The organism is Bizionia argentinensis JUB59, assembly GCF_000224335.1.
In the GTDB taxonomy this organism is placed as follows: Bacteria; Bacteroidota; Bacteroidia; order Flavobacteriales; family Flavobacteriaceae; genus Algorimicrobium; species Algorimicrobium argentinense.
In genome coordinates this window covers 24,840-45,044 of the sequence record NZ_AFXZ01000016.1, presented here as the reverse complement: position 1 = coordinate 45,044, position 20,205 = coordinate 24,840, and the positions used below count along the sequence as shown (strand labels likewise).

The window sequence follows — 20,205 nt, the reverse complement described above, 5'->3', positions numbered from 1 at the left end:
AATTATAGTATATTTTTAATAGCTTGTTCAATATCAGCTTTTAAATCCTTTCTAGATTCTATACCGACAGAAAAACGAATTAACTGATCGCTAATGCCAATGGCATCGCGTTCTTCCTGTGATAACAAGGCGTGTGATGTTAAAGAAGGTGATAACATAGTACTTTCCACACCTGCTAAACTCATAGAGGATTTAATCAGTTTTAATTCCTTTTGGAATTTTAAAGCGTCCAAACCGTCACGCAATTCAAAGGACATCATTCCGCCAAATCCCTGCATTTGCAATTTGGCTAGTTTGTATTGTGGGTGAGATTTAAGTCCTGGATAATAGACCGCTTTAACATCGGAATGCTTGTCTAAATATTCGGCTAATTTCCGGGCATTTTTTGTTTGTCTTTTTACACGTAAAGCCAGTGTTTTCATACTTCTTTCTAGCAACCAAACTGTATGATCGCTTAAGTTCCCACCAAAGTTTTTAGCTACGTGCCAAATCTGACCAATTAATTCATCGGATGCCATTAAAGCACCTGCTAAAATATCACTGTGTCCTCCTAGATATTTGGTTGCCGAATGCATTATAATATCAATCCCAAAATCGATTGGATTTTGATTAATTGGACTCGCAAACGTATTATCAATACTCGTTAAAATACTGTGCGTTTTTCCAAGTTCAGCAATACCAGCAATATCAGTTATGGTTAATAAGGGATTGGAAGGTGTTTCAATATGAATCAACTTGGTATTAGGTTTAATGGCTGCTTCAAAGTCCGAAACCTCATAACCATCCGTAAAGGTAAATGAAATACCATATTTAGGTAATTCCTCTCGTATAAAGTGAGTCGCCCCACCATAAAGCGTGTTTTGAACCACCAAATGATCGCCCGATTTTAAAAAAGTTAAAAATAAGGCACTTAAAGCCGCCATTCCAGAACCGAAAATTAATGCCGCTTCTGTATGTTCTAATGCTGCCATTTTTTTAGCTAAATGTTCTTGATTCGGGGTATTAAAATAACGCGGATAGCGTTTTACATCAACACCGTCAAACTCATAGGATGTTGATACATATATTGGCGATACAGCACCTTTAAACTGCTCGTCTGTGATTTCCCCAACATGGGTGCAAATGGTATTAATACCGAACTTTGACTGGTTCATAAATTTTTATTTTTCTGAATTACTAATTTACAATAATCTACTATTCCAACAACCCATTTATGACTACTTTTTAAGAGTTTTAAATAAAATCATAGCTAAAATAGATAATCAAAAAAAATATACAATTGACTTACAGCCATTTAACATATTTTTATAAAAAAGTCATTAAATAATAGCTATCTTTACGATTATGACGACAACTGAAAACCAAGAAAACGTGACTTTCTTACAAGAATCTCTCGCTTACCTAGAAAAATTAGGTTACGATAACATCCAAGCAGATGCTGAAGGTTATGAAATGCCAAAATCCTATCATAAAAAAGGATCGGATATTACAATTACACCTAATATTGTAGCTGAAAAAGCAGGCAGAAAACATTATTTTGAAATTAGTTTAAAATCTGAAGAGCCAATTCTTCTTAAATCAAAATGGCGCTTTTTAGATGTTTTGACACGCATGAAAGATGATCGTTTTAGAATCATAACTCGTCGTGGTCATTACAAATTTACCCAAGACATGCTTGATGATTTAAATATGGACAAAGAGCCTATTAAATTATAAGCTTTACTTTTTAGACTTTAATAAGATATTTTGCTCCTCCACCAAATCGGTTAATTTGGTGAGGAGCTCTATGTCTTTTGGCGTAGAAACCGATTTGTTTTTAGTGTCTTGAGATTTAGCGCGTAATCTATTTAAAAACTTCACAATTACGAAAATAGTAAAGCCAACAATTAGGAAATCTAAAAAGGCTTCACTAAAAGCACCATAACCGATAGCTACTTCATCGGTTATTTTTTCACCAGCGTTACCTAAAACTTCATGGCGTAAAATGATGCGCTTATCAGTCAAATTTACGCCTTCCACCAGCAATGATAGCGGCGGTAAAAACACTTGCTTAACAAGCACATCTACAAGCTTATTAAAGGCGGCACCTATAATAATACCGATAGCCATATCCATCATATTACCTTTAACGGCAAACTCCTTGAACTCCCTTAAAAACTTCACAATTAAAGACCTTTATTTCTTATAATACTTGGCATACTTTCTATAAGCAAAGAATGCAATAATTCCCACAATGGCAAATGCAATAACAATAAACTTAACACTTACAATTTGATCTCCACTGGCATACGAGTGCAGTCCTGCCAAATAAAAGTTAACACCAAAGTAGGTCATCATAATGCTTGAAAAAGCGATTATAGACGCTAAATTAAATCCAAAACGGCTACGTAAGCCAGGAACTAATCGCATGTGAATAACAAAAGCATAAACCATAATACTAATTAAAGCCCAGGTCTCCTTTGGATCCCAACCCCAGTAGCGACCCCAACTTTCATTGGCCCACATACCTCCTAAAAAGTTTCCAATAGTTAATAAAACAAGTCCAACTGTTAGGGACATTTCATTAATAATGGTTAGCTCCTTAATATTGATAAGCATTTTGTCTTTATTGTTTTTCGTTGTAAAAATCATTAAGAATAATACAACTAACCCTAATATCATGCCCAAAGTAAATGGCCCATAACTCGCCACGATTATTGAAACGTGAATCATTAACCAATAACTATCTAATACAGGTTGTAGGTTAGCAATGGCTGGATCCATCCAGTTCCAGTGTGCTACCATTAATATCATTGCTGTTACAAAACCAGTTGCTGCAATGGTTAAGTCGCTTCGTTTTCCAAAAGCTAATCCGAAAAACATGGTCGCCCAAGCTACGTAAATCATAGATTCATAAGCATCACTCCAAGGTGCATGACCGGAAATATACCAACGTGCTATTAAACCTAAAGTATGCACTACAAACAGCAGGAGCATAATAACTTTAAATATATTGACTGATGTATTAATGATTTTGTTGGTTTCATTGAAGATTTGAACCATCAAAACAATAAACATTAAGGCAGCAGCATATAAATACCAGCTAAATAAGTTTTGAAAAATATCATAATGATTATACAGAATCTCTGCATTAACCTTTTTATCTGAAAGCATGACATCACCTCCAAACTTTTTCTGTGTTTTGGTAAACGACTCTAATATTTCATCAACTTTAGAGTAATCACCTGATTTTTTCGCATTATTTAAGGTCATTAAATAAGCACTAAAACCATTATTTATGAAATTTCCGTAAAGTGTATCCTTAATATTTTCACGATGATCGTCTCGTCTAAATTCTACCGATGAAATCCATTTATTATTATAATCATCCGGAATTGGAAATATACGCAGTGCATAACCATCAATGGTGTTGTATAATAAATTAACACGTTGATCAGTTTCTTTAAATTCTTTCTGAAAACCGTTAGGTATTTGAGCTTTGTAAGCTTCTTCTAAATAAGGTGCTAATTTGTAATCTCCTGTAGGTGTAAAGAAATCGACTAATGGAATAAATTTCTGATCTTTAGGAACGCCAATTAAACTACGAATAGAATCCCCTTTTTGAGGTTTCAAATAGATAATTGGTACATTATACCAAAGTAAAGGACTTTCTTGAATAGACAGAAACACTTGATTGGCATCAAAATCTTCGTAAGTGTTGCTTTTACTTAACTTCCGAAGCATTTCTGAAGCAAACGTATTTACGGGCATCATACGACCGCCAATATCCTGAATTACTAAATGGCCAAATTTTTCAGCATGCGCTTTTGGTGTAATATTCGCTTTTAAAACTGAATCAATTTGTGTTTTAGTAGGTCGACCATCATTATGACCATGACCATCATCCGGACCGTGACCTTGGGCAAAACCAGTTAATGTACAGGCCAAAATTAAAATGCTTGCCGCTTTGGATTTCAATCTATTTACTTTCTTCTTTTTAATGGCTGTCAATTTTCTTTCTAAATCGCCAAAACGTGTATTTTTATCAAATAATATTGCCATTAATCCCAAGTATAATAACATATAACCAATGTAAGTTACCCATGTACCGAGCATATCGTGGTTAACGGATAAATGTGTTCCTAATTCATCGGGATCAAAACTGGCTTGAAAAAAGCGATAGCCACCATGATCCAAAATGTTATTCATAAAAATACGATAATCATAATCTTCACCTTCTTTATCAATAACGGTTACTTCACTAGCAAAAGATGAATAACTTTTTTCTGTCCCCGGATATTTATCGGCAATAAAATCGTTCAATTTTATGCTAAAAGGTAAATCTAATATTTTAGAACCGTATTTAAAAGCAATATCCAAACCGCCAATTTCCAGGTGCTCAAATTGTTTATTAAAACCCTGTCCACCTAACAGTTTAACGCGTTTGGTTTCATCTCCGGCTGTTACTTTTAAAACTACGCCATCTTCATCACTTATTAGCATTTGCGATTTTTCCACAATATCAAAATCACCGCGCACAACTGGCTTTGGAAACACCATTTGCATATTGCCAATAATATAACGTGAACGCAAAACTAACGGCTGTAAACTATCTTTTACTAATAAACCTATCTTGCCAGTTGCCATGGTCATATATTCACCTTCATAGGGCGATTGAATGGTTAAATCGCCATCTTTATATGTAATATTTACAGCACCATCTACTTCTTTATTCAAGGAGAAAAGAACGTTATGTAAACTCTGCACTTCTCCAACTTTTAAAAAGTGATTATGAGGTGCACCGCCTCCAGATTCAACTATTTTTAAATACTCTTCCCCTGTTTCATTGGGAACTATATCTAATTCGGCACTACCTACAAAATTTTCTAATTCAATGGAAACATCTTTTCCATCATAATCTGTTTTGTAAGAGAATTTATTAGTTAATCGTGGTGAAAAATCGACTTCCTCCTCTATTATTTTTCGCTGTGCCATTCCATCTACCATAAAATCACCATCAATATAAGCGGTGAGGTAGGTTTTTTGGGTTAAGAACGTATTTTCCGTTTCTCCTTCACGAATAGACATCATACCTTCAAAACCAATATATCTGGTAATTCCGGCTCCTATGATAATTATTATAAACGACAAGTGTAATGTTAAAGTCGCCCATTGGTTCCAACGTAATAAGCGGTATTTTTTTATATTACCTATAAAGTTTATAGCAAAAACTACCATAATGGCTTCAAACCACCAGGTGTTGTAAATTAAATTACGGGTGTAAGGCGTTGGAGATGTTTCTTGTCCGGCATCCATGAAAGTACCTATAGCCATAGCTACGGCAAAAACAATAAATAAAATAGACGTTAATCGAGTTGAAAATAGAAATTTAGCGAATTTATTTTGCATAATATGAAACTCTAAAATTGGGTCGTGCAAATTTAAGACATTTTGTTTTATATTCAGTAGTAATAAAACAAGTCTTTTAAGATGTTGCGTATGGAACTAAAATAAGTGTGATTAAAAAAATCTTAAGTAGTTGTGGGTCTGGCTTGAAATATATTTAAATACATAAAACTACCCATTTTTCGAGCACGATTTTTGGCTTTATCTGCTATTTCGCCTTCAAAATGTTCATCAATAGTTTCAAACCATAAATTTAACCAAGCACCAAAATGATGTTCGGTAATAGCATGATCGTTTTCTTTATCTACTTGAACGTGGACTTCCAAGGGATTACCATAATATTTTTTCTCCAGTTTTCGAGTCATAAATAGACTCGTTTCCCAAAACATGGTTAAGCGTTCAATATGTGCCTCCCAATCAGTTATAACGCGATTAAAGAAAGGCCCTAAAAAGTCGTCTGCGCGAACTTTATCATAAAATGAGCTAACTAAAAGAAAGACATCGTCTCGAGTTTCTATATTTTTTTTCATGTAATGTTTTAAGACAGTTGATAAACATTTATAGCAATCAGCAATATATTGATAATTAAACTGGCTAGTAGCACAGGGAACACAATATTAGACTTAATTTGCGCATAAATAAGTCCATTGTATCCCATAGCTAAAATAACACACAAAGTTATTTCAAAATAACTAATTGGTCCAACACCCAAGTTTATTAAAATATACATAGCCGCAATGGAGGCAATACAACTTTGTAGAATAATAGTTAAAGGAATATATAATATATAATTTTCGTTAAAACTATCTACCGCTTCTTTATATAAGGAATTCATAATTATATTTTTTAGTTTTATCAAAGTTCTAAAACTTATCTTTGTTTCTTTATGATTCAAATCATATCACCATGATACCAATAGCTATTTTAGAAAAGTATAATGCGACTTTAAAAACGTATTCCAAAGGTGAAGTGGTTTTTAGAGAAAATGAGCTCGCACAGTTTTATTTTCAAATTAAAATGGGTAAACTAAAAATGTTTAATCATTCGGTAGACGGAAAAGCATTTATTCAAGGTTTTTTTGAAGCGGGAAAATCTTTTGGCGAACCGCCTTTATTCCAAGATTCTCACTACCCTGCCTGTTCGCAATGCATTACCGATTGTGAAATTTATATTTTAGCAAAAGAATCGTTTTTTGAATTATTAGCAAACCATCCGAAGTTACATTTGGCACTAACAAAAATTCTTTGCAAACGGATGATTTATAAAGCTAAAATTATTCAAGAACTTTCTATTCATCCACCCGAACACCGAATTTTAACGCTATTAAATCATTTTAAAGAAGCAACGAATACCACGGAACTTTATGAAGTTAAGTTCACACGTCAACAAATATCGGATATGACAGGTTTACGGGTTGAAACGGTAATTAGAACCATAAAGCAATTGGAAAAAGATGAAAAACTAATCCTCAAACGGCGCAAAGTCTTTTTATAATTATCCGTATTTTAGCCTAATGATTACAGTTATTATTATTGGCGCAGGAAATGTTGCCACTCATTTATATAAAGCGTTTCGCCAAGCCGAAACCATTTCTATTGTGCAATGGTATAATCGGGATATTCGAAAATTAGCCATGCATCAATCTGATGTGGAAACTATTGACGATTTATCACTGTTAAAACCAGCAGACGTTTATATTATTGCGGTAAGTGATGATGCCATTGCAAAAATTTCTGAAAAACTACCCTTTGAAGACCGGTTTGTCGTTCACACATCTGGTAGCGTTAGCGTTTATGATATAGACCAAAAAAACAGACGTGGTGTCTTTTATCCGTTACAAACGTTTTCTAAAGATGTCCCTTTACCTATGGAAACCGTGCCAATTTGTTTAGAAACCATTGGTAAAAAGGATGCACCTCTATTAAAAAAATTAGGGGAAAGTATTGGTTGTAAAACGTATAAAGTGAATAGTGACCAACGTCGGACATTACATTTAGCAGCTGTATTTGTCAATAACTTTACTAATCAACTATATCGCGTGGCACATGAAATAACTGAAGCGGAAGGTGTGGAATTTGATATTTTAAAACCTCTTATATTAGAAACGGCTAATAAAGTTCAGAATATTTCGCCATATTTAGCTCAAACAGGCCCCGCAAAACGCAACGATAAAAAAACCATTAAAAAGCATTTAAAATTGCTGGAAAGTGAACAACATCAAGCTATTTATAAATTACTAACATCCGCTATAAAGCAAACACAAGGCGTTACAAACAAGCCTTTTAAACATACAAATCTTAATACTTAATATTATGGAAAAGAAAAGCTATAAAGAATATCTAGAGCATATTACTACTTTTATTTTTGATGTAGATGGTGTTTTGACTGATGGAAGCGTGACCGTTTTAACCTCGGGTGAAATGCTTCGTAGAATGAATATTAAAGATGGTTATGCTCTAAAAACCGCAGTGGATAAAGGTTATAATGTTTGTATTATTTCTGGCGGCTCTAATGAAGGCGTTCGTTCACGTTTACAGGGTTTAGGTATAAAGGATATTTTCCTGAAATCGCATAATAAAATTGAACAACTGAATGTCTATCTCACTCAAAAAAGCATTAAACTTGAAAACGTTTTATATATGGGCGATGATATTCCTGATTACCCAGTTATGAAAATGGTTGGTTTGCCATGTTGTCCGCAAGATGCAGCTCCCGAAATTAAGGTGATTTCCCAGTATATTTCACATAAAAATGGCGGCGAAGGCGCTGTGCGTGATGTAATTGAACAAGTATTAAAAGTTCAAGACAATTGGCAAGGTAATTTTAATGCACAATATGATTAATTTAAAGAATCGCCTTCAAGCAAATAACTAAACCTACTCTCTATTATCTATGCAAAGCATATTCTCATTAATTCGTTGGAAAAACTTATTCATGATTGTCTTGGTACAATTGCTAGTTAAATATGCCTTATTAGAACCATTTGGCGCTATAATTACGCTAAATGGATTTGGTTTTTCTATATTAATATTAGCAACGGTTTGCATCGCAGCTGCAGGATACATTATTAATGATATTTACGATCAAGAAACTGATGCAATTAATAAACCCAAACAGCGCATTGTTGGGAAAAGAATCTCCGAAAAAACAGCTTATAATTTATTTATAGGTTTTAATGTCGTTGGTGTTTTATTAGGGTTTTATGTGTCTAATATGGTAGATCGTAGTGGTCTCTTTGCCATATTTGTATTAACTTCTGGCTTACTTTATCTCTACGCAACGTATTTAAAACAAATACCAGTTGTAGGAAATATAGTCATCTCTATATTAGTAGCTTTAAGCGTTATTATTGTTGGATTATTTGAGTTAATACCAGCCATAACTATTAAAAATCAAGACCTTCAATTATTTTATTTCGAAGTGATTTTGGCATACGCTATTTTCGCTTTTCTCATTAATCTTATACGCGAGCTTGTTAAAGACATGGAAGATATTGACGGTGATTACAAGTCTGGTATCAAAACGCTACCAATTGTTCTAGGCCGCGAACGCTCAAATCATGTGATCTTCTTTTTAACTTTTTTACCGATTTTTGCACTAATTTACTACATAACAAGTAATATGTATAAAAACTTGTTTGTTGTGGGTTACTTTTTACTTTTTGTGATTGGCCCTTTAATTTTGGTATTAATCCGGGTTTTTCAAGCAAAATCGAAAGCAAATTATCGTAGCATTAGTAAATTGTTAAAATTAATCATGCTTTTTGGGATGCTATCTATGGCACTTTATCAATTAATTTAAAATGCAAAAATGATTAACGATCAATTAAAAAACTTTCGATTAATTTTAGCTTCAGGTTCACCAAGAAGGCAACAGTTTTTCAAGGAATTGGGTTTAGATTTTGAAATCATTCTAAAGCCAGTAATAGAAGAATATTCCGATCAATTAAGTCATTTTGAAATCAGCGATTATTTAGCACAATTAAAATCGTTACCGTTTAAAGAAGAATTGCAACCAAGTGATATTCTTATCACCAGTGATACCATTGTTTGGCACAATAAAAAAGCATTAGGGAAACCAGAAAATGCCGAGGATGCTTTTAATATGATTAAATCTTTGAGTAACACTACTCACGACGTAATTACTTCGGTTTGTTTTACGACTACTGAAAAGCAGAAAACAATACACGATGTAACCAAAGTGACCTTTAAAACTTTAACCGATGAAGAAATTTACTATTATATAAACACCTGCAAACCTTTTGATAAGGCTGGTGCTTATGGCATTCAAGAATGGATTGGGCAAATTGGAATTACTAAAATTGAGGGTTCCTATTTTAATGTAGTTGGATTGCCTACGCATTTAGTTTATCAGGCTTTACAACAATTTATTTCATCATAAATATAATACAAAACGGAGCCTTTTGTAGACTTTCTATTCTATATTTGCACCAAAATATTGACTATTTATGCTGTTTTTTACCACCTATAAATCTGAACTTTTCGCAAGTTTTATTTTGCTTGTTGTTTTATTAATTATTCGTTTAATTGCCAAAACATTAATTAGAAAAATTGGTCATAAAGCGGGAATTAACGATGCGCGTATTCATTTAATTTCACGCTATGCTACGGTAACGCTTGTCCTAATATGGATGTTGGTTGAAACCATTATTTTCGGGGCACAATTTAAAGATTTAGCACTAGTTTTCTCTTCCGTTTTTGCAGTAATTGGAATTGCTCTTTTCGCCATTTGGTCCATTTTGAGCAATATTACATCGGGAATTATTATGTTTTTTAATTTCCCATATAAGGTGGGTGATAAAATTATGATTCACGATAAAGACTTCCCTATAGAAGCTATTATTGAAGATATTGCCGCTTTCCAATTGCATTTACGTATGGATAATGGCGATTTGGTAACTTATCCTAATAATTTAATTCTTCAAAAACCTGTAACTTTACTGAAAAAGGATGCCATGCTTTTCCCCCAAGATGATGGTACAGATGCCGTGTAAATTTTCCGAATAATTGTTGTAAATTTCAACATTATGGCTAAAAAAAGAACATCAAAATATAAGAAGCATATTGGCAAATCTCCAGGTACATTAACATATACTGGTAATAAAGATGAACAAAAGCTTTTTATAGAATGCTTTGATTATAATTCTGATTTTATAAATGAGCAGGAACTTCAAAATATTGATGATGCTTTTAAGTTTAAATCCACAGATTCCATTACATGGATTAATATTAATGGCTTAAATCATATTGCTGCCATTGCAGAAATAGGAAAACACTACAACTTACATCCCCTTGTATTAGAGGATATTGTAAACATTTCTCAACGTCCAAAAATCGTTGAATATGATGATTATATTTTTGTGGTTCTTAAAATGCTATATTATGATGCTGATGAAAATATAGCCATTGAGCAAGTCAGTTTTGTATTAGGAAAAAATTATGTTCTCACTTTCCAAGAAGCTGAAGGTGATGTGTTTGATTTCGTTCGAGAGCGCCTCCGCGCTGGCAAAGGTCAGATTCGTACTCTGGGATCCGATTATTTACTTTATGCTTTAATGGACGCGGTAGTAGACCACTATTATATTGTTAGTGAAACCATGGGCAATAAAGTGGAAGATTTGGAAGATCTACTATTTAGTGGCGAAATTAAAGATGATTTAAGCCAACAAGTATTAAGCCTTAAAAAAGAGCTATTAAAGGTCCGACGAGCTATTTATCCACTGCGTGAAATTATTGGTCGTATTCAAAAAAGTGACAGCGAATTATTTAATAAAAAAACACTTCAGTTTTACGGTGATGTTTACGATCATATTATTCAACTTTCAGATAGTATTGATATTTTCCGTGAAATGATTTGGAGTTTAATGGACATGTATATGACCACTATTAGCAATAAAATGAATGAGGTCATGAAGGTATTAACCATTATGTCTACAATTTTTATCCCATTGACTTTTATTGCCGGTATTTACGGAATGAACTTCGATAATATACCCGAACTACATTATAAATACAGTTATTTTATTTTATGGGCTGTAATGGGTGTCATTGTTATTGGAATGATTTATTATTTTAAACGCAAGAAGTGGTTATAGTCTAATTTCGTTAAAAGCTCCATAAATCTCCCCATCCTGATAACTCTTTATTATATTTGGTCTTTTAGCAAAAACCACGATGATAAAACTATTACGTTGCCTATTTTTAATTTTAATAAGTTCCACGCTTACATACGCGCAGCAACCACAAAAACCAAACAGCTCCGAGATTTACGAATCCATAAAAAAACTTAATTTTTTAGGATCGGTTTTATATGTTGCAGCACATCCCGACGATGAGAACACGCGTATGATTTCCTATATGGCCAACGGCGTGAAAGCCCGAACCGCCTATTTATCCTTAACCCGTGGTGATGGTGGCCAAAACCTAATTGGCCCAGAAATTAGCGAGCTTTTAGGTGTTATTAGAACCCAAGAACTTTTAACGGCACGTGCCATTGACGGTGGCCAACAACTTTTCACACGTGCTAACGATTTTGGTTATTCCAAACACCCCGATGAAACCTTGGCCATTTGGAATAAACAAGCCGTTTTGTCGGATGTAGTTTTAGCAATACGTCAATTTCAGCCGGATATTATTATTAATCGTTTTGATCATAGAAGTCCTGGAACAACGCATGGTCATCACACGAGTTCGGCTATGTTAAGTTTAGAAGCTTTTGATTTGGCTAACGATTCATCTGTGTATCCAGATCAGTTAAAATCGACAGAGATTTGGCAAGCACAGCGCGTATTTTTTAATACATCCTGGTGGTTTTATGGGAGCCAAGAGAAGTATGACAAAGCAGATAAAAGTAATTTAATTGCTTTAGATATGGCACCTTTCTTTCCTTCAAGTGGTTTAAGTAATACTGAAATAGCGGCTTTAAGCCGAAGTCAGCATAAATCGCAAGGTTTTGGAAATACTGGAACGCGAGGTAGCGAAAAGGAATATATTGAATTGATTAAAGGCAGCATGCCAACCGATCAAACAAATTTATTTGAAGGAATTGATACGAGTTGGAATCGCATAAAAGAAGGATCAGCAATCGGTAACATTCTAAAAGATATCGAAAAAAACTACGATTTTAAAAACCCTTCCGCATCACTTCCGAAGTTAGTTATAGCCTATTCGGCGATTCAAAATTTAGAAAACGGCCATTGGAAAACCATAAAGTCTAATGAAATTAAAAGCATTATTTCAGCCTGTGCTGGTTTATATTTAGAAGCTGTTGCCGAAACCAATCATGCCACAGCTGATCAAAACATAAACCTAACTTTGGAGGCTATCAATAGAAGTAACTCAGAAATACATTTGGAATCTTTTACTAACCCTAACGGATTGGTTGTTAAAAAGAATATGATTTTAAAAAACAATCAGTCTATTAAAATTAAAGAAGCTTTCCGCACGCCAATTTTAGATAAAACACCAATTACCACACCATATTGGTTAACCGAAAAAGGAAGTTTGGGTATGTATAAAGTTTCGGACCAAGCTTTAATTGGAAAACCGGAATCTCCAGAATATTTCAACGTAACGTTTAATGTTTCAATTACTGGAGTTACTATTCCATTCACCAAACCTATTGTTTATAAAACTAACGACCCTGTAAAAGGTGAAGTTTACAAGCCTTTTGAAATTATCCCTGAAGCATCGGTTAGAATAGCTCAAAAAGTGATTATTTTTGAAACGGAAAAAGCAAAAGTTATTCCCGTAAAAGTTAAAGCTGGTCGTGATAATTTAGAGGGAACCGTGCAATTATCAGTTCCGACAGGCTGGATTGTTTCACCAGAAAAACAATCTATAAGCATTGCCAATAAAGGTAATGAACAAACATTATTATTCACCGTTACACCTCCTATCAATCAAAATGAAGGATATATTAAACCCGTTATTTCTATTAACGGCAATACCTACTCCAACGAACTTATTGAAATAGATTACGATCATATTCCGTATCAGACGGTTTTGTTGCCTAACGAAAGTAAAGTGGTGCGTTTAGATATTAAAAAGAAAGGCGAAAAAATCGCTTATATTACTGGTGCTGGCGATGTAGTTCCTGAAAGTTTAAAACAAATTGGTTATAATGTCACTACTTTAAGTCCTAGTGCTATTACCGCTAAAAACTTAAAACAATATGACGCTGTAGTTATTGGAATTCGTGCTTATAATACAATAGACGTTTTAAAATTCAAACAAAACATTTTATTTGATTTTGTTAAAAATGGCGGAAACATGGTGGTTCAGTACAATACGAGCCGCGGTTTGGTTACTGATAATCTAGCACCCTATAAATTACAATTATCAACCGATCGTGTAACCGATGAATTCGCGGATGTGAAATTTTTAGCGCCAAATCATCCTGTTTTAAATGTGCCTAATAAAATAACTCAATCAGATTTTGATAATTGGACACAAGAACGCGGGTTATATTTCCCTGATTCTTGGGCGAAGGACTTCACGCCTATTTTATCTATGCATGACAAAGGTGAATCGGCTAAAAAAGGAAGTTTACTCGTTGCCAAATATGGCGAAGGCTATTATATTTACACTGGATTGAGTTTCTTTAGAGAATTTCCTGCTGGTGTTTCGGGCGCCTATCGTTTATTTGCTAATATTTTATCTTTAGGAAAATAATTCTGAAAAACAAAAAACAATGAAACCAGAAAAATACAAATGGGAAAGAATGTACACGGTCGTTCTCGTAGCTAACGCCATCTATTTTATCGCTTTTTACTTCATCATGCAAGCTTTTTAAATTATGCAAACTCTCGATTGGATTGTTTTATCCTTGACTTTAATTACAATAGTGGCTTACGGTACCTACCAAACCCGTGGCAGCAAAAATGTACAAGATTACTTAAAAGGTGGCAACACTTCCAAATGGTGGACTATCGGTTTATCGGTTATGGCCACGCAAGCAAGTGCTATTACCTTTTTATCTACCCCAGGTCAGGCGTATAATGACGGTATGGGCTTTGTACAGTTCTATTTCGGACTGCCCATTGCTATGGTGGTAATTTGTATGGTGTTTATCCCCTTATATCACCGGCTAAAAGTATATACGGCTTATGAGTTTTTGGAAAATCGCTTCGATTTAAAAACACGAACTTTAACTGCTATTCTATTTCTAATTCAGCGTGGCTTGGCTGCAGGAATTACCATTTTTGCTCCTGCCATTATTTTATCTGTTGTATTAGGTTGGAACTTATTACTCTTGAATATTATTATCGGTATTCTGGTTATTATTTATACGGTTTCTGGCGGAACGAAAGCCGTGAATGTGACACAAAAGCATCAAATGGTGGTGATTTTCACAGGAATGATTATTGCTTTTATATTAATTGTAAACAAGCTGCCAGAAAACATAACTTTTAGCAATGCTTTAGATATTGCTGGTGCAAGTGGGAAAATGGATATTCTGGATTTCTCTTTCGATCTGGATAATCGCTATACCTTTTGGAGCGGTATTATTGGAGGAACGTTTTTAATGCTTTCTTATTTCGGAACGGATCAAAGTCAGGTGCAGCGTTATCTGTCTGGAAAATCAGTTCGCGAAATGCAATTAGGACTTATTTTCAACGGTATATTTAAAGTACCCATGCAGTTTTTTATTCTGATGGTGGGTGTCATGGTTTTCGTGTTTTATCAATTTAATAAAGCGCCTATTAACTTTAACCCAGTAGCTTCTGAAGTCGTATTAAACACGGAATATGCAGATGAATTTGAGCGATTAGAAGCAGAACAAGATGCAGTTTTCGACACCAAACAATTACTAATTGCAGATTTTATTTCGAACAAAAATGAAGCTTCTATTGCTGGCGTAGCTTTAGCAAACACTAAAAATGATAGTATACGTAAGCGTGCGCGCTATTTAATTGATAAAGCAGGAGAAGTCAAAGGTGTTAAGGTAGAAAGCAATGATAAGGATTATGTGTTTATTAATTTTATACTAAATAATCTGCCACGTGGGCTAATTGGTTTGTTACTAGCTGTTATTTTAAGTGCCGCTATGTCCAGTACAGCCAGCGAATTAAATGCATTAGCATCCACAACCACTATCGATTTATACAAGCGAAACACCAGCGAAAAAACCGATACAGAAATGGTGAAAATATCCCGTTGGTTTACCTTTGGTTGGGGAATTATGGCCATTATGGTAGCTTCCATCGCTAATTTATTCGAAAATCTGATCCAATTAGTAAACATTATTGGCTCTATTTTCTACGGTAATATTTTAGGTGTTTTTCTATTAGCATTTTTCGTGAAAGCTGTAAAAGGTCGCGCTGTTTTTACAGCCGCCATTATTACACAAATTATAATAATTAGCTTGTTTTTATTAGATCTTTATGAGTACATAAATCTGCCGTTTTTATGGTTGAATTTTGTAGGCTGTATGCTAGCAATCATTATTGCTATGTTTATTGACTTTAAGCACCTTTCAAAACCTAATATGATAGCACTGCTAATTTCTGGTCTTATTTTAGCGGTTTTTGCGGTTCTAATATTGGTGAATTCGAATATTATGTCGAATCCATTCAACTATAAATAAATATTTCATAATTAACTAGTAGAAGGTTATTTCAGTTGGATGCTAACGATTAAACATAAAAAAAAGCGACTCGGGTTTACCAAGTCGCTTTTAAGTTTCTATTAAAGTCCTAATTAGTTAGCACCCCATTCTTTTAACGACGCCTCATTAAACCTCACATATTGCATGTTACCAGCTGCTTTGGCAGCTATGGTAGACTCCTTTGCTAATTTAATGGCACCTTGAGTATCACCAGCTTTGGCATAAATTAAAGCTTGTTGTCTTAATTGATAGAAAGCAGGCTTATCCGTCATGCTCATTGCTTTATCAATCCACTCTTTAGATTGCTTAACATCTTTTCCTTCGTTTAAATAATAAACTGCAGCTGCATAATAATCACTAGCTTTTGGCGTACCATTTAAAGCTTCATTAATAGACTTTAATACCAAATCATCCGTTGGCACCGTAAAAGGAATGGCTATATAAGTGTTTTCCCACATCATTTCTAAAGTAGCACTACCTGTTTGGATATTGTTGATATCAATTGTAAATGTCTCAACCACAAAAGGAGTTTTCTCTACTTTAACTTTTGCAATGGCAGCTACTTTACTATCATCCCATTTTTCTGGTGCTCCCCAGTTATCTGTGTCTGTATAAAAATATACTTCCCACATAGATTCTCCTGGCTTGGTAAATAATGAATAAGAACCTGGTTCTAATTTATAACCTCCAACAGTTACAGGATCACTAAAAGTAATAATAGTATTTTTATTGGCACCTGTTCTCCAAATTGCATCGTAAGCTTCAAGATCGCCAAATATTTTTCTCTCTTTAACGCCTGGACGTGAATATTCAATAGTTACGTCAGTTAATCCAACTTTCTGTTCCACCTTACTAAATGGACTTTGCTCTGGAGTTGTTACTTGGGCATGTACAGCAAAAGCGAATACAAAAACCGCAATAAGTAAAAGTGATTTTTTCATAATAATAAATTTAAATTAATTTGTTTCAAAATTCAAAATTAACCCGAAGGACATTAAGACTTGTTAATAAAAGCTTAAATAAATATTAGTTTTTAATATACTCAAAATTCCACTTATTATATATACTCCGCTGTATTAGTCCAAAATTCTCCAAATGATTTACATATTGATCCGTAGTTAAAATCGTCTTCAATTCGATATTCATTTTCTTAAACAAAATATCATATTTCTCATGAATTTCATGGCGAGTGTAGTTTTTATCCGCATCATTTATGCGACTCATCTGAAATACATATTTATTGACAATACGATCATAATCATCGCGTAAATCCTCTTTCAATTGCATGTCATTAACTCGGTTATAAAACCACTGGTGCATGTTTGCACGCTCATCTAATGTGTATAACGTATCAACTTTTGCTTTTTGCATTTCCGTTTCTTTTAAGGTTTTTACTTGAGCAAAACTTAAACTAAAAACAGAAGAAAAAAGACCTATAAAAATAATTTTTTTGAATATCATAAAGTATGGTTTTATTACAAATATACTACTTTTCACAACTTTACCAGGCTAACAACTAAGCTGGTGTTAAATATTGTTTAACTTTTACATGAATCTGTTAAACGTTTTGTATATTTACATAAGAATTTAATTATTATGGCAAAAAAGAAAAATATTACCCAAACAAAGCTTATTTCATTTTACATGGATTATGTTTTAACCAATAATCATGCACCAAAAACTGTGTATGCGTTTGCAAAGGACAATAATTTTGAAGAAGCTGATTTTTATAGTAACTACGCTTCATTTGAAGCGTTAGAAAAGTCGATTTTTAAAGTATTCTTCGATAACACGATGCTAGTTTTAGAAAAAAGCGAAGATTATCAGCATTTTGATGCCCGAAATAAAATATTAAGTTTTTATTTCACATTCTTCGAAAACTTGACGGCAAACAGAAGTTATGTTGTTTATGCCCTTAAAGATAAAGGTTTAAAATCTTTAAGTTCCTTATCTAGTTTGCGTGAAGCTTTTAAAAATTATATAGATACTCTAGATATTGAAACTATTGATATTAAAGAACCGCGCATTGTTAAACTTCAAGATTCTGCCAAACAAGAATCCTTTTGGATTCAACTTATGATGGTCATGAAGTTTTGGCTTGATGATACCTCTAGTTCTTTCGAGAAAACTGACATATTTATAGAAAAATCTATACATGCTGGTTTTGATTTAATGGATATTAAACCGCTTAAAAGTGTTTTAGATTTAGGGAAATTTCTCTTTAAAGAAAAGATGCAATAAAAAACTATGAAAACAATAGATAGTATTCCGACAAGTAAAATACAGCGCGCAAGTAAACTGGTTAAAACAGGTGCTAAAGTAGGCGTGAATTACTTAAGATATTACGGTGACAAACTCACTAAAACAGAGTTGGAAGCCAAAGAAAAATTAAACAAAAACAACGCTGAAGATATTTATGACGGCCTTAAGCAACTTAAAGGTAGTGCGCTAAAAGTTGCACAAATGTTAAGTATGGAAAAGAGTATTTTACCACAGGCTTATGTGGAAAAATTCTCTTTAGCACAATTTTCAGTACCGCCATTATCACCGCCTTTAGTTGTTAAAACCTTTAAAAAGTACTTTGGAAAACCACCAGAGGAAATTTACGATACTTTTAATTCAACATCCGTAAATGCTGCCAGCATTGGCCAAGTTCATATTGCGGAAAAGGATGGTAAAAAATTGGCTGTAAAAATTCAATATCCCGGCGTTGCTGAAAGTATTCAATCAGATTTGGCTATGGTGAAGCCCATTGCTATAAAAATGTTTAATATTAAAGGCAAGGATTCCGATAAGTACTTTAAAGAAGTAGAAAACAAGTTAGTTGAAGAAACAAACTACATCCTTGAACTTGAACAAAGTCAAGTAATATCTGCAGCTTGTAGCCATATTCCCCATTTAAAATTTCCAGACTATTATCCTGAGTTATCATCGGATAGGATTATAACTATGGATTATATGACTGGCGATCACTTGTCAGAATTTGCTGCCAAAAACACCAATCAGGAAATTGCGAATCAAGTTGGACAATCGCTTTGGGACTTTTATATGTTTCAAATGCATAAATTAAAAAAAGTACATGCCGATCCGCATCCTGGTAATTTTCTGATTTCAGAAGAAGGCGATTTAATAGCTTTGGACTTCGGTTGTATGAAAACCATTCCGGAAGATTTTTATGTTCCTTATTTCGATTTAGCTGAAAAAGAAAGCATAGATAATCCGGTTATTTTCCGTGAGAAAATGTTTGAATTGGAAATTTTGCGTCCAGATGATTCTCCTGAAGAATTAGAGTTTTTCAGTAATATGTTCCATGAAATGTTGAGCATTTTCACAAAACCACTTCATTCAGAAGTTTTCGATTTTTCAGATCCTACTTTCTTCGGAAGTATTGCAGCCTTGGGCGAAAAGTATTCCAAAAATACCGATTTAAGAAAAATGAATGGTAATCGCGGCTCGCAACACTTTATTTATATTAACCGGACTTTTTTCGGATTGTATAATTTAATGTTCGACTTAAAAGCGAAAAATGTTAAAATAAACAATTTTCATAATTTATGATGACACGTTTTAGCCATCAAGATATTTCAGAAATGGAACATCTCTATAAAATTAACCTTATAAATAGCTGTTCAGGCTTTAAATCGGCTAATCTTATAGGTAGTAAATCTGCTGATGGCTTTGAAAACGTTGCAATATTTAGTTCAGTAACTCATATTGGTTCACAACCACCATTATTGGGTGTACTAATGCGGCCAACAACGGTTGCTAGGAACACGTATGATAATATTAAAGAAACAGGTTTCTACACGATAAACCATGTTCATGAGGCTATAATTAATGATGCACATCATACATCGGCAAAATATGATAAAAGTATTTCAGAGTTTGATATGACTACTTTAAAGTCAGAATATAAAGCTGAAATAAATGTACCTTTTGTAAAATCTGCTCCGGTGCAAATGCATATGGAATTTGTGGAAGAGTATTATATAAAAGCAAACGATACTATTTTAGTAATAGGTAAAATAATCGAACTATTTATTCAAAATGACTTATTAGAAGCAGATGGTTTCGTAAATTTATCCAAAGGGCAAATTGCGGCAATTAATGGTTTAGATGGCTATGCGATTCCTTTGTTAAAAAACAGACTAGATTATCAACGACCAAAATCAATTTTAAAAACATAATAAC

The 20,205-nt window shown here is 33.6% G+C and carries 20 protein-coding genes; 13 read left to right on the top strand and 7 right to left on the bottom strand.

Annotation, left to right across the window (positions count from 1 at the left end; translation table 11 throughout):
- Positions 1 to 2: 2 nt before the first annotated feature.
- On the bottom strand, positions 3 to 1,154 hold the full coding sequence (locus BZARG_RS06155; RefSeq protein ID WP_008636378.1) for a trans-sulfuration enzyme family protein: 1,152 nt from the start codon (positions 1,152 to 1,154) through the stop codon (positions 3 to 5).
- Between the two features lie 190 nt (positions 1,155 to 1,344).
- Between BZARG_RS06155 and BZARG_RS06150 the strand changes: the two genes are divergently transcribed.
- A complete protein-coding gene (locus BZARG_RS06150; protein ID WP_008636443.1) occupies positions 1,345 to 1,716 on the top strand; it encodes a hypothetical protein in 372 nt (123 codons plus the stop codon).
- A gap of 3 nt (positions 1,717 to 1,719) precedes the next feature.
- Here the strand turns inward: BZARG_RS06150 and mscL are convergent, their stop codons facing one another.
- The 4 genes from mscL to BZARG_RS06130 all read right to left on the bottom strand — a co-directional run bounded on the left by mscL (position 1,720) and on the right by BZARG_RS06130 (position 6,220).
- The gene (gene mscL, locus BZARG_RS06145) at positions 1,720 to 2,163 is read right to left on the bottom strand and encodes a large conductance mechanosensitive channel protein MscL (RefSeq protein WP_008636364.1); all 444 of its coding nucleotides are present in this window, start codon (positions 2,161 to 2,163) and stop codon (positions 1,720 to 1,722) included.
- Between the two features lie 12 nt (positions 2,164 to 2,175).
- Entirely contained in the window at positions 2,176 to 5,388 is a 3,213-nt protein-coding gene (gene ccsA, locus BZARG_RS06140) for a cytochrome c biogenesis protein (RefSeq protein ID WP_040288070.1), read from the bottom strand.
- A gap of 122 nt (positions 5,389 to 5,510) precedes the next feature.
- Positions 5,511 to 5,915 (bottom strand): group III truncated hemoglobin, encoded by a 405-nt coding sequence (locus BZARG_RS06135; protein WP_008636455.1) that lies wholly within the window; start codon positions 5,913 to 5,915, stop codon positions 5,511 to 5,513.
- An 8-nt stretch (positions 5,916 to 5,923) separates the two neighbouring features.
- Complete coding sequence (locus BZARG_RS06130) at positions 5,924 to 6,220, bottom strand: hypothetical protein (protein ID WP_008636380.1); 297 nt, start codon at positions 6,218 to 6,220, stop codon at positions 5,924 to 5,926.
- 71 nt (positions 6,221 to 6,291) lie between these two features.
- Between BZARG_RS06130 and BZARG_RS06125 the strand changes: the two genes are divergently transcribed.
- From BZARG_RS06125 to BZARG_RS06085, 9 genes are all read left to right on the top strand, one after another.
- Positions 6,292 to 6,879: a Crp/Fnr family transcriptional regulator gene (locus BZARG_RS06125; protein ID WP_008636393.1), complete on the top strand. Its 588-nt coding sequence runs from the start codon at positions 6,292 to 6,294 to the stop codon at positions 6,877 to 6,879.
- Between the two features lie 19 nt (positions 6,880 to 6,898).
- A complete protein-coding gene (locus BZARG_RS06120; RefSeq protein WP_008636394.1) occupies positions 6,899 to 7,693 on the top strand; it encodes a Rossmann-like and DUF2520 domain-containing protein in 795 nt (264 codons plus the stop codon).
- 4 nt (positions 7,694 to 7,697) lie between these two features.
- A complete protein-coding gene (locus tag BZARG_RS06115; RefSeq protein ID WP_008636366.1) occupies positions 7,698 to 8,228 on the top strand; it encodes a KdsC family phosphatase in 531 nt (176 codons plus the stop codon).
- A gap of 49 nt (positions 8,229 to 8,277) precedes the next feature.
- A complete protein-coding gene (locus BZARG_RS06110; RefSeq protein WP_083823834.1) occupies positions 8,278 to 9,186 on the top strand; it encodes a geranylgeranylglycerol-phosphate geranylgeranyltransferase in 909 nt (302 codons plus the stop codon).
- Between the two features lie 9 nt (positions 9,187 to 9,195).
- On the top strand, positions 9,196 to 9,786 hold the full coding sequence (locus BZARG_RS06105; protein WP_008636386.1) for a Maf-like protein: 591 nt from the start codon (positions 9,196 to 9,198) through the stop codon (positions 9,784 to 9,786).
- A 67-nt stretch (positions 9,787 to 9,853) separates the two neighbouring features.
- Positions 9,854 to 10,399, top strand: a complete 546-nt coding sequence (locus tag BZARG_RS06100; RefSeq protein WP_008636462.1) for a mechanosensitive ion channel domain-containing protein — start codon at positions 9,854 to 9,856, stop codon at positions 10,397 to 10,399.
- Between the two features lie 33 nt (positions 10,400 to 10,432).
- Complete coding sequence (gene corA, locus BZARG_RS06095) at positions 10,433 to 11,500, top strand: magnesium/cobalt transporter CorA (protein WP_008636424.1); 1,068 nt, start codon at positions 10,433 to 10,435, stop codon at positions 11,498 to 11,500.
- 79 nt (positions 11,501 to 11,579) lie between these two features.
- On the top strand, positions 11,580 to 14,078 hold the full coding sequence (locus tag BZARG_RS06090; protein ID WP_008636387.1) for a PIG-L family deacetylase: 2,499 nt from the start codon (positions 11,580 to 11,582) through the stop codon (positions 14,076 to 14,078).
- A 124-nt stretch (positions 14,079 to 14,202) separates the two neighbouring features.
- Entirely contained in the window at positions 14,203 to 15,993 is a 1,791-nt protein-coding gene (locus BZARG_RS06085) for a sodium:solute symporter (RefSeq protein ID WP_008636372.1), read from the top strand.
- Between the two features lie 113 nt (positions 15,994 to 16,106).
- On the opposite strand, the gene BZARG_RS06080 is transcribed toward BZARG_RS06085, so the two are convergent.
- The gene (locus BZARG_RS06080; RefSeq protein ID WP_008636360.1) at positions 16,107 to 16,955 is read right to left on the bottom strand and encodes a DUF2911 domain-containing protein; all 849 of its coding nucleotides are present in this window, start codon (positions 16,953 to 16,955) and stop codon (positions 16,107 to 16,109) included.
- 85 nt (positions 16,956 to 17,040) lie between these two features.
- Positions 17,041 to 17,475 (bottom strand): hypothetical protein, encoded by a 435-nt coding sequence (locus BZARG_RS06075; RefSeq protein ID WP_008636420.1) that lies wholly within the window; start codon positions 17,473 to 17,475, stop codon positions 17,041 to 17,043.
- 135 nt (positions 17,476 to 17,610) lie between these two features.
- Here BZARG_RS06075 and BZARG_RS06070 point away from each other — a divergent pair, with 135 nt between their 5' ends.
- From BZARG_RS06070 to BZARG_RS06060, 3 genes are read left to right on the top strand one after another with little or no spacing between them, the layout of a single operon-like run.
- On the top strand, positions 17,611 to 18,255 hold the full coding sequence (locus tag BZARG_RS06070) for a TetR family transcriptional regulator C-terminal domain-containing protein (protein ID WP_008636359.1): 645 nt from the start codon (positions 17,611 to 17,613) through the stop codon (positions 18,253 to 18,255).
- Between the two features lie 6 nt (positions 18,256 to 18,261).
- Complete coding sequence (locus BZARG_RS06065; protein ID WP_008636377.1) at positions 18,262 to 19,572, top strand: ABC1 kinase family protein; 1,311 nt, start codon at positions 18,262 to 18,264, stop codon at positions 19,570 to 19,572.
- The gene (locus BZARG_RS06060) at positions 19,572 to 20,201 is read left to right on the top strand and encodes a flavin reductase family protein (RefSeq protein ID WP_040288069.1); all 630 of its coding nucleotides are present in this window, start codon (positions 19,572 to 19,574) and stop codon (positions 20,199 to 20,201) included. The genes BZARG_RS06065 and BZARG_RS06060 overlap by 1 nt, the downstream gene beginning before the upstream one ends.
- Positions 20,202 to 20,205: the final 4 nt, after the last annotated feature.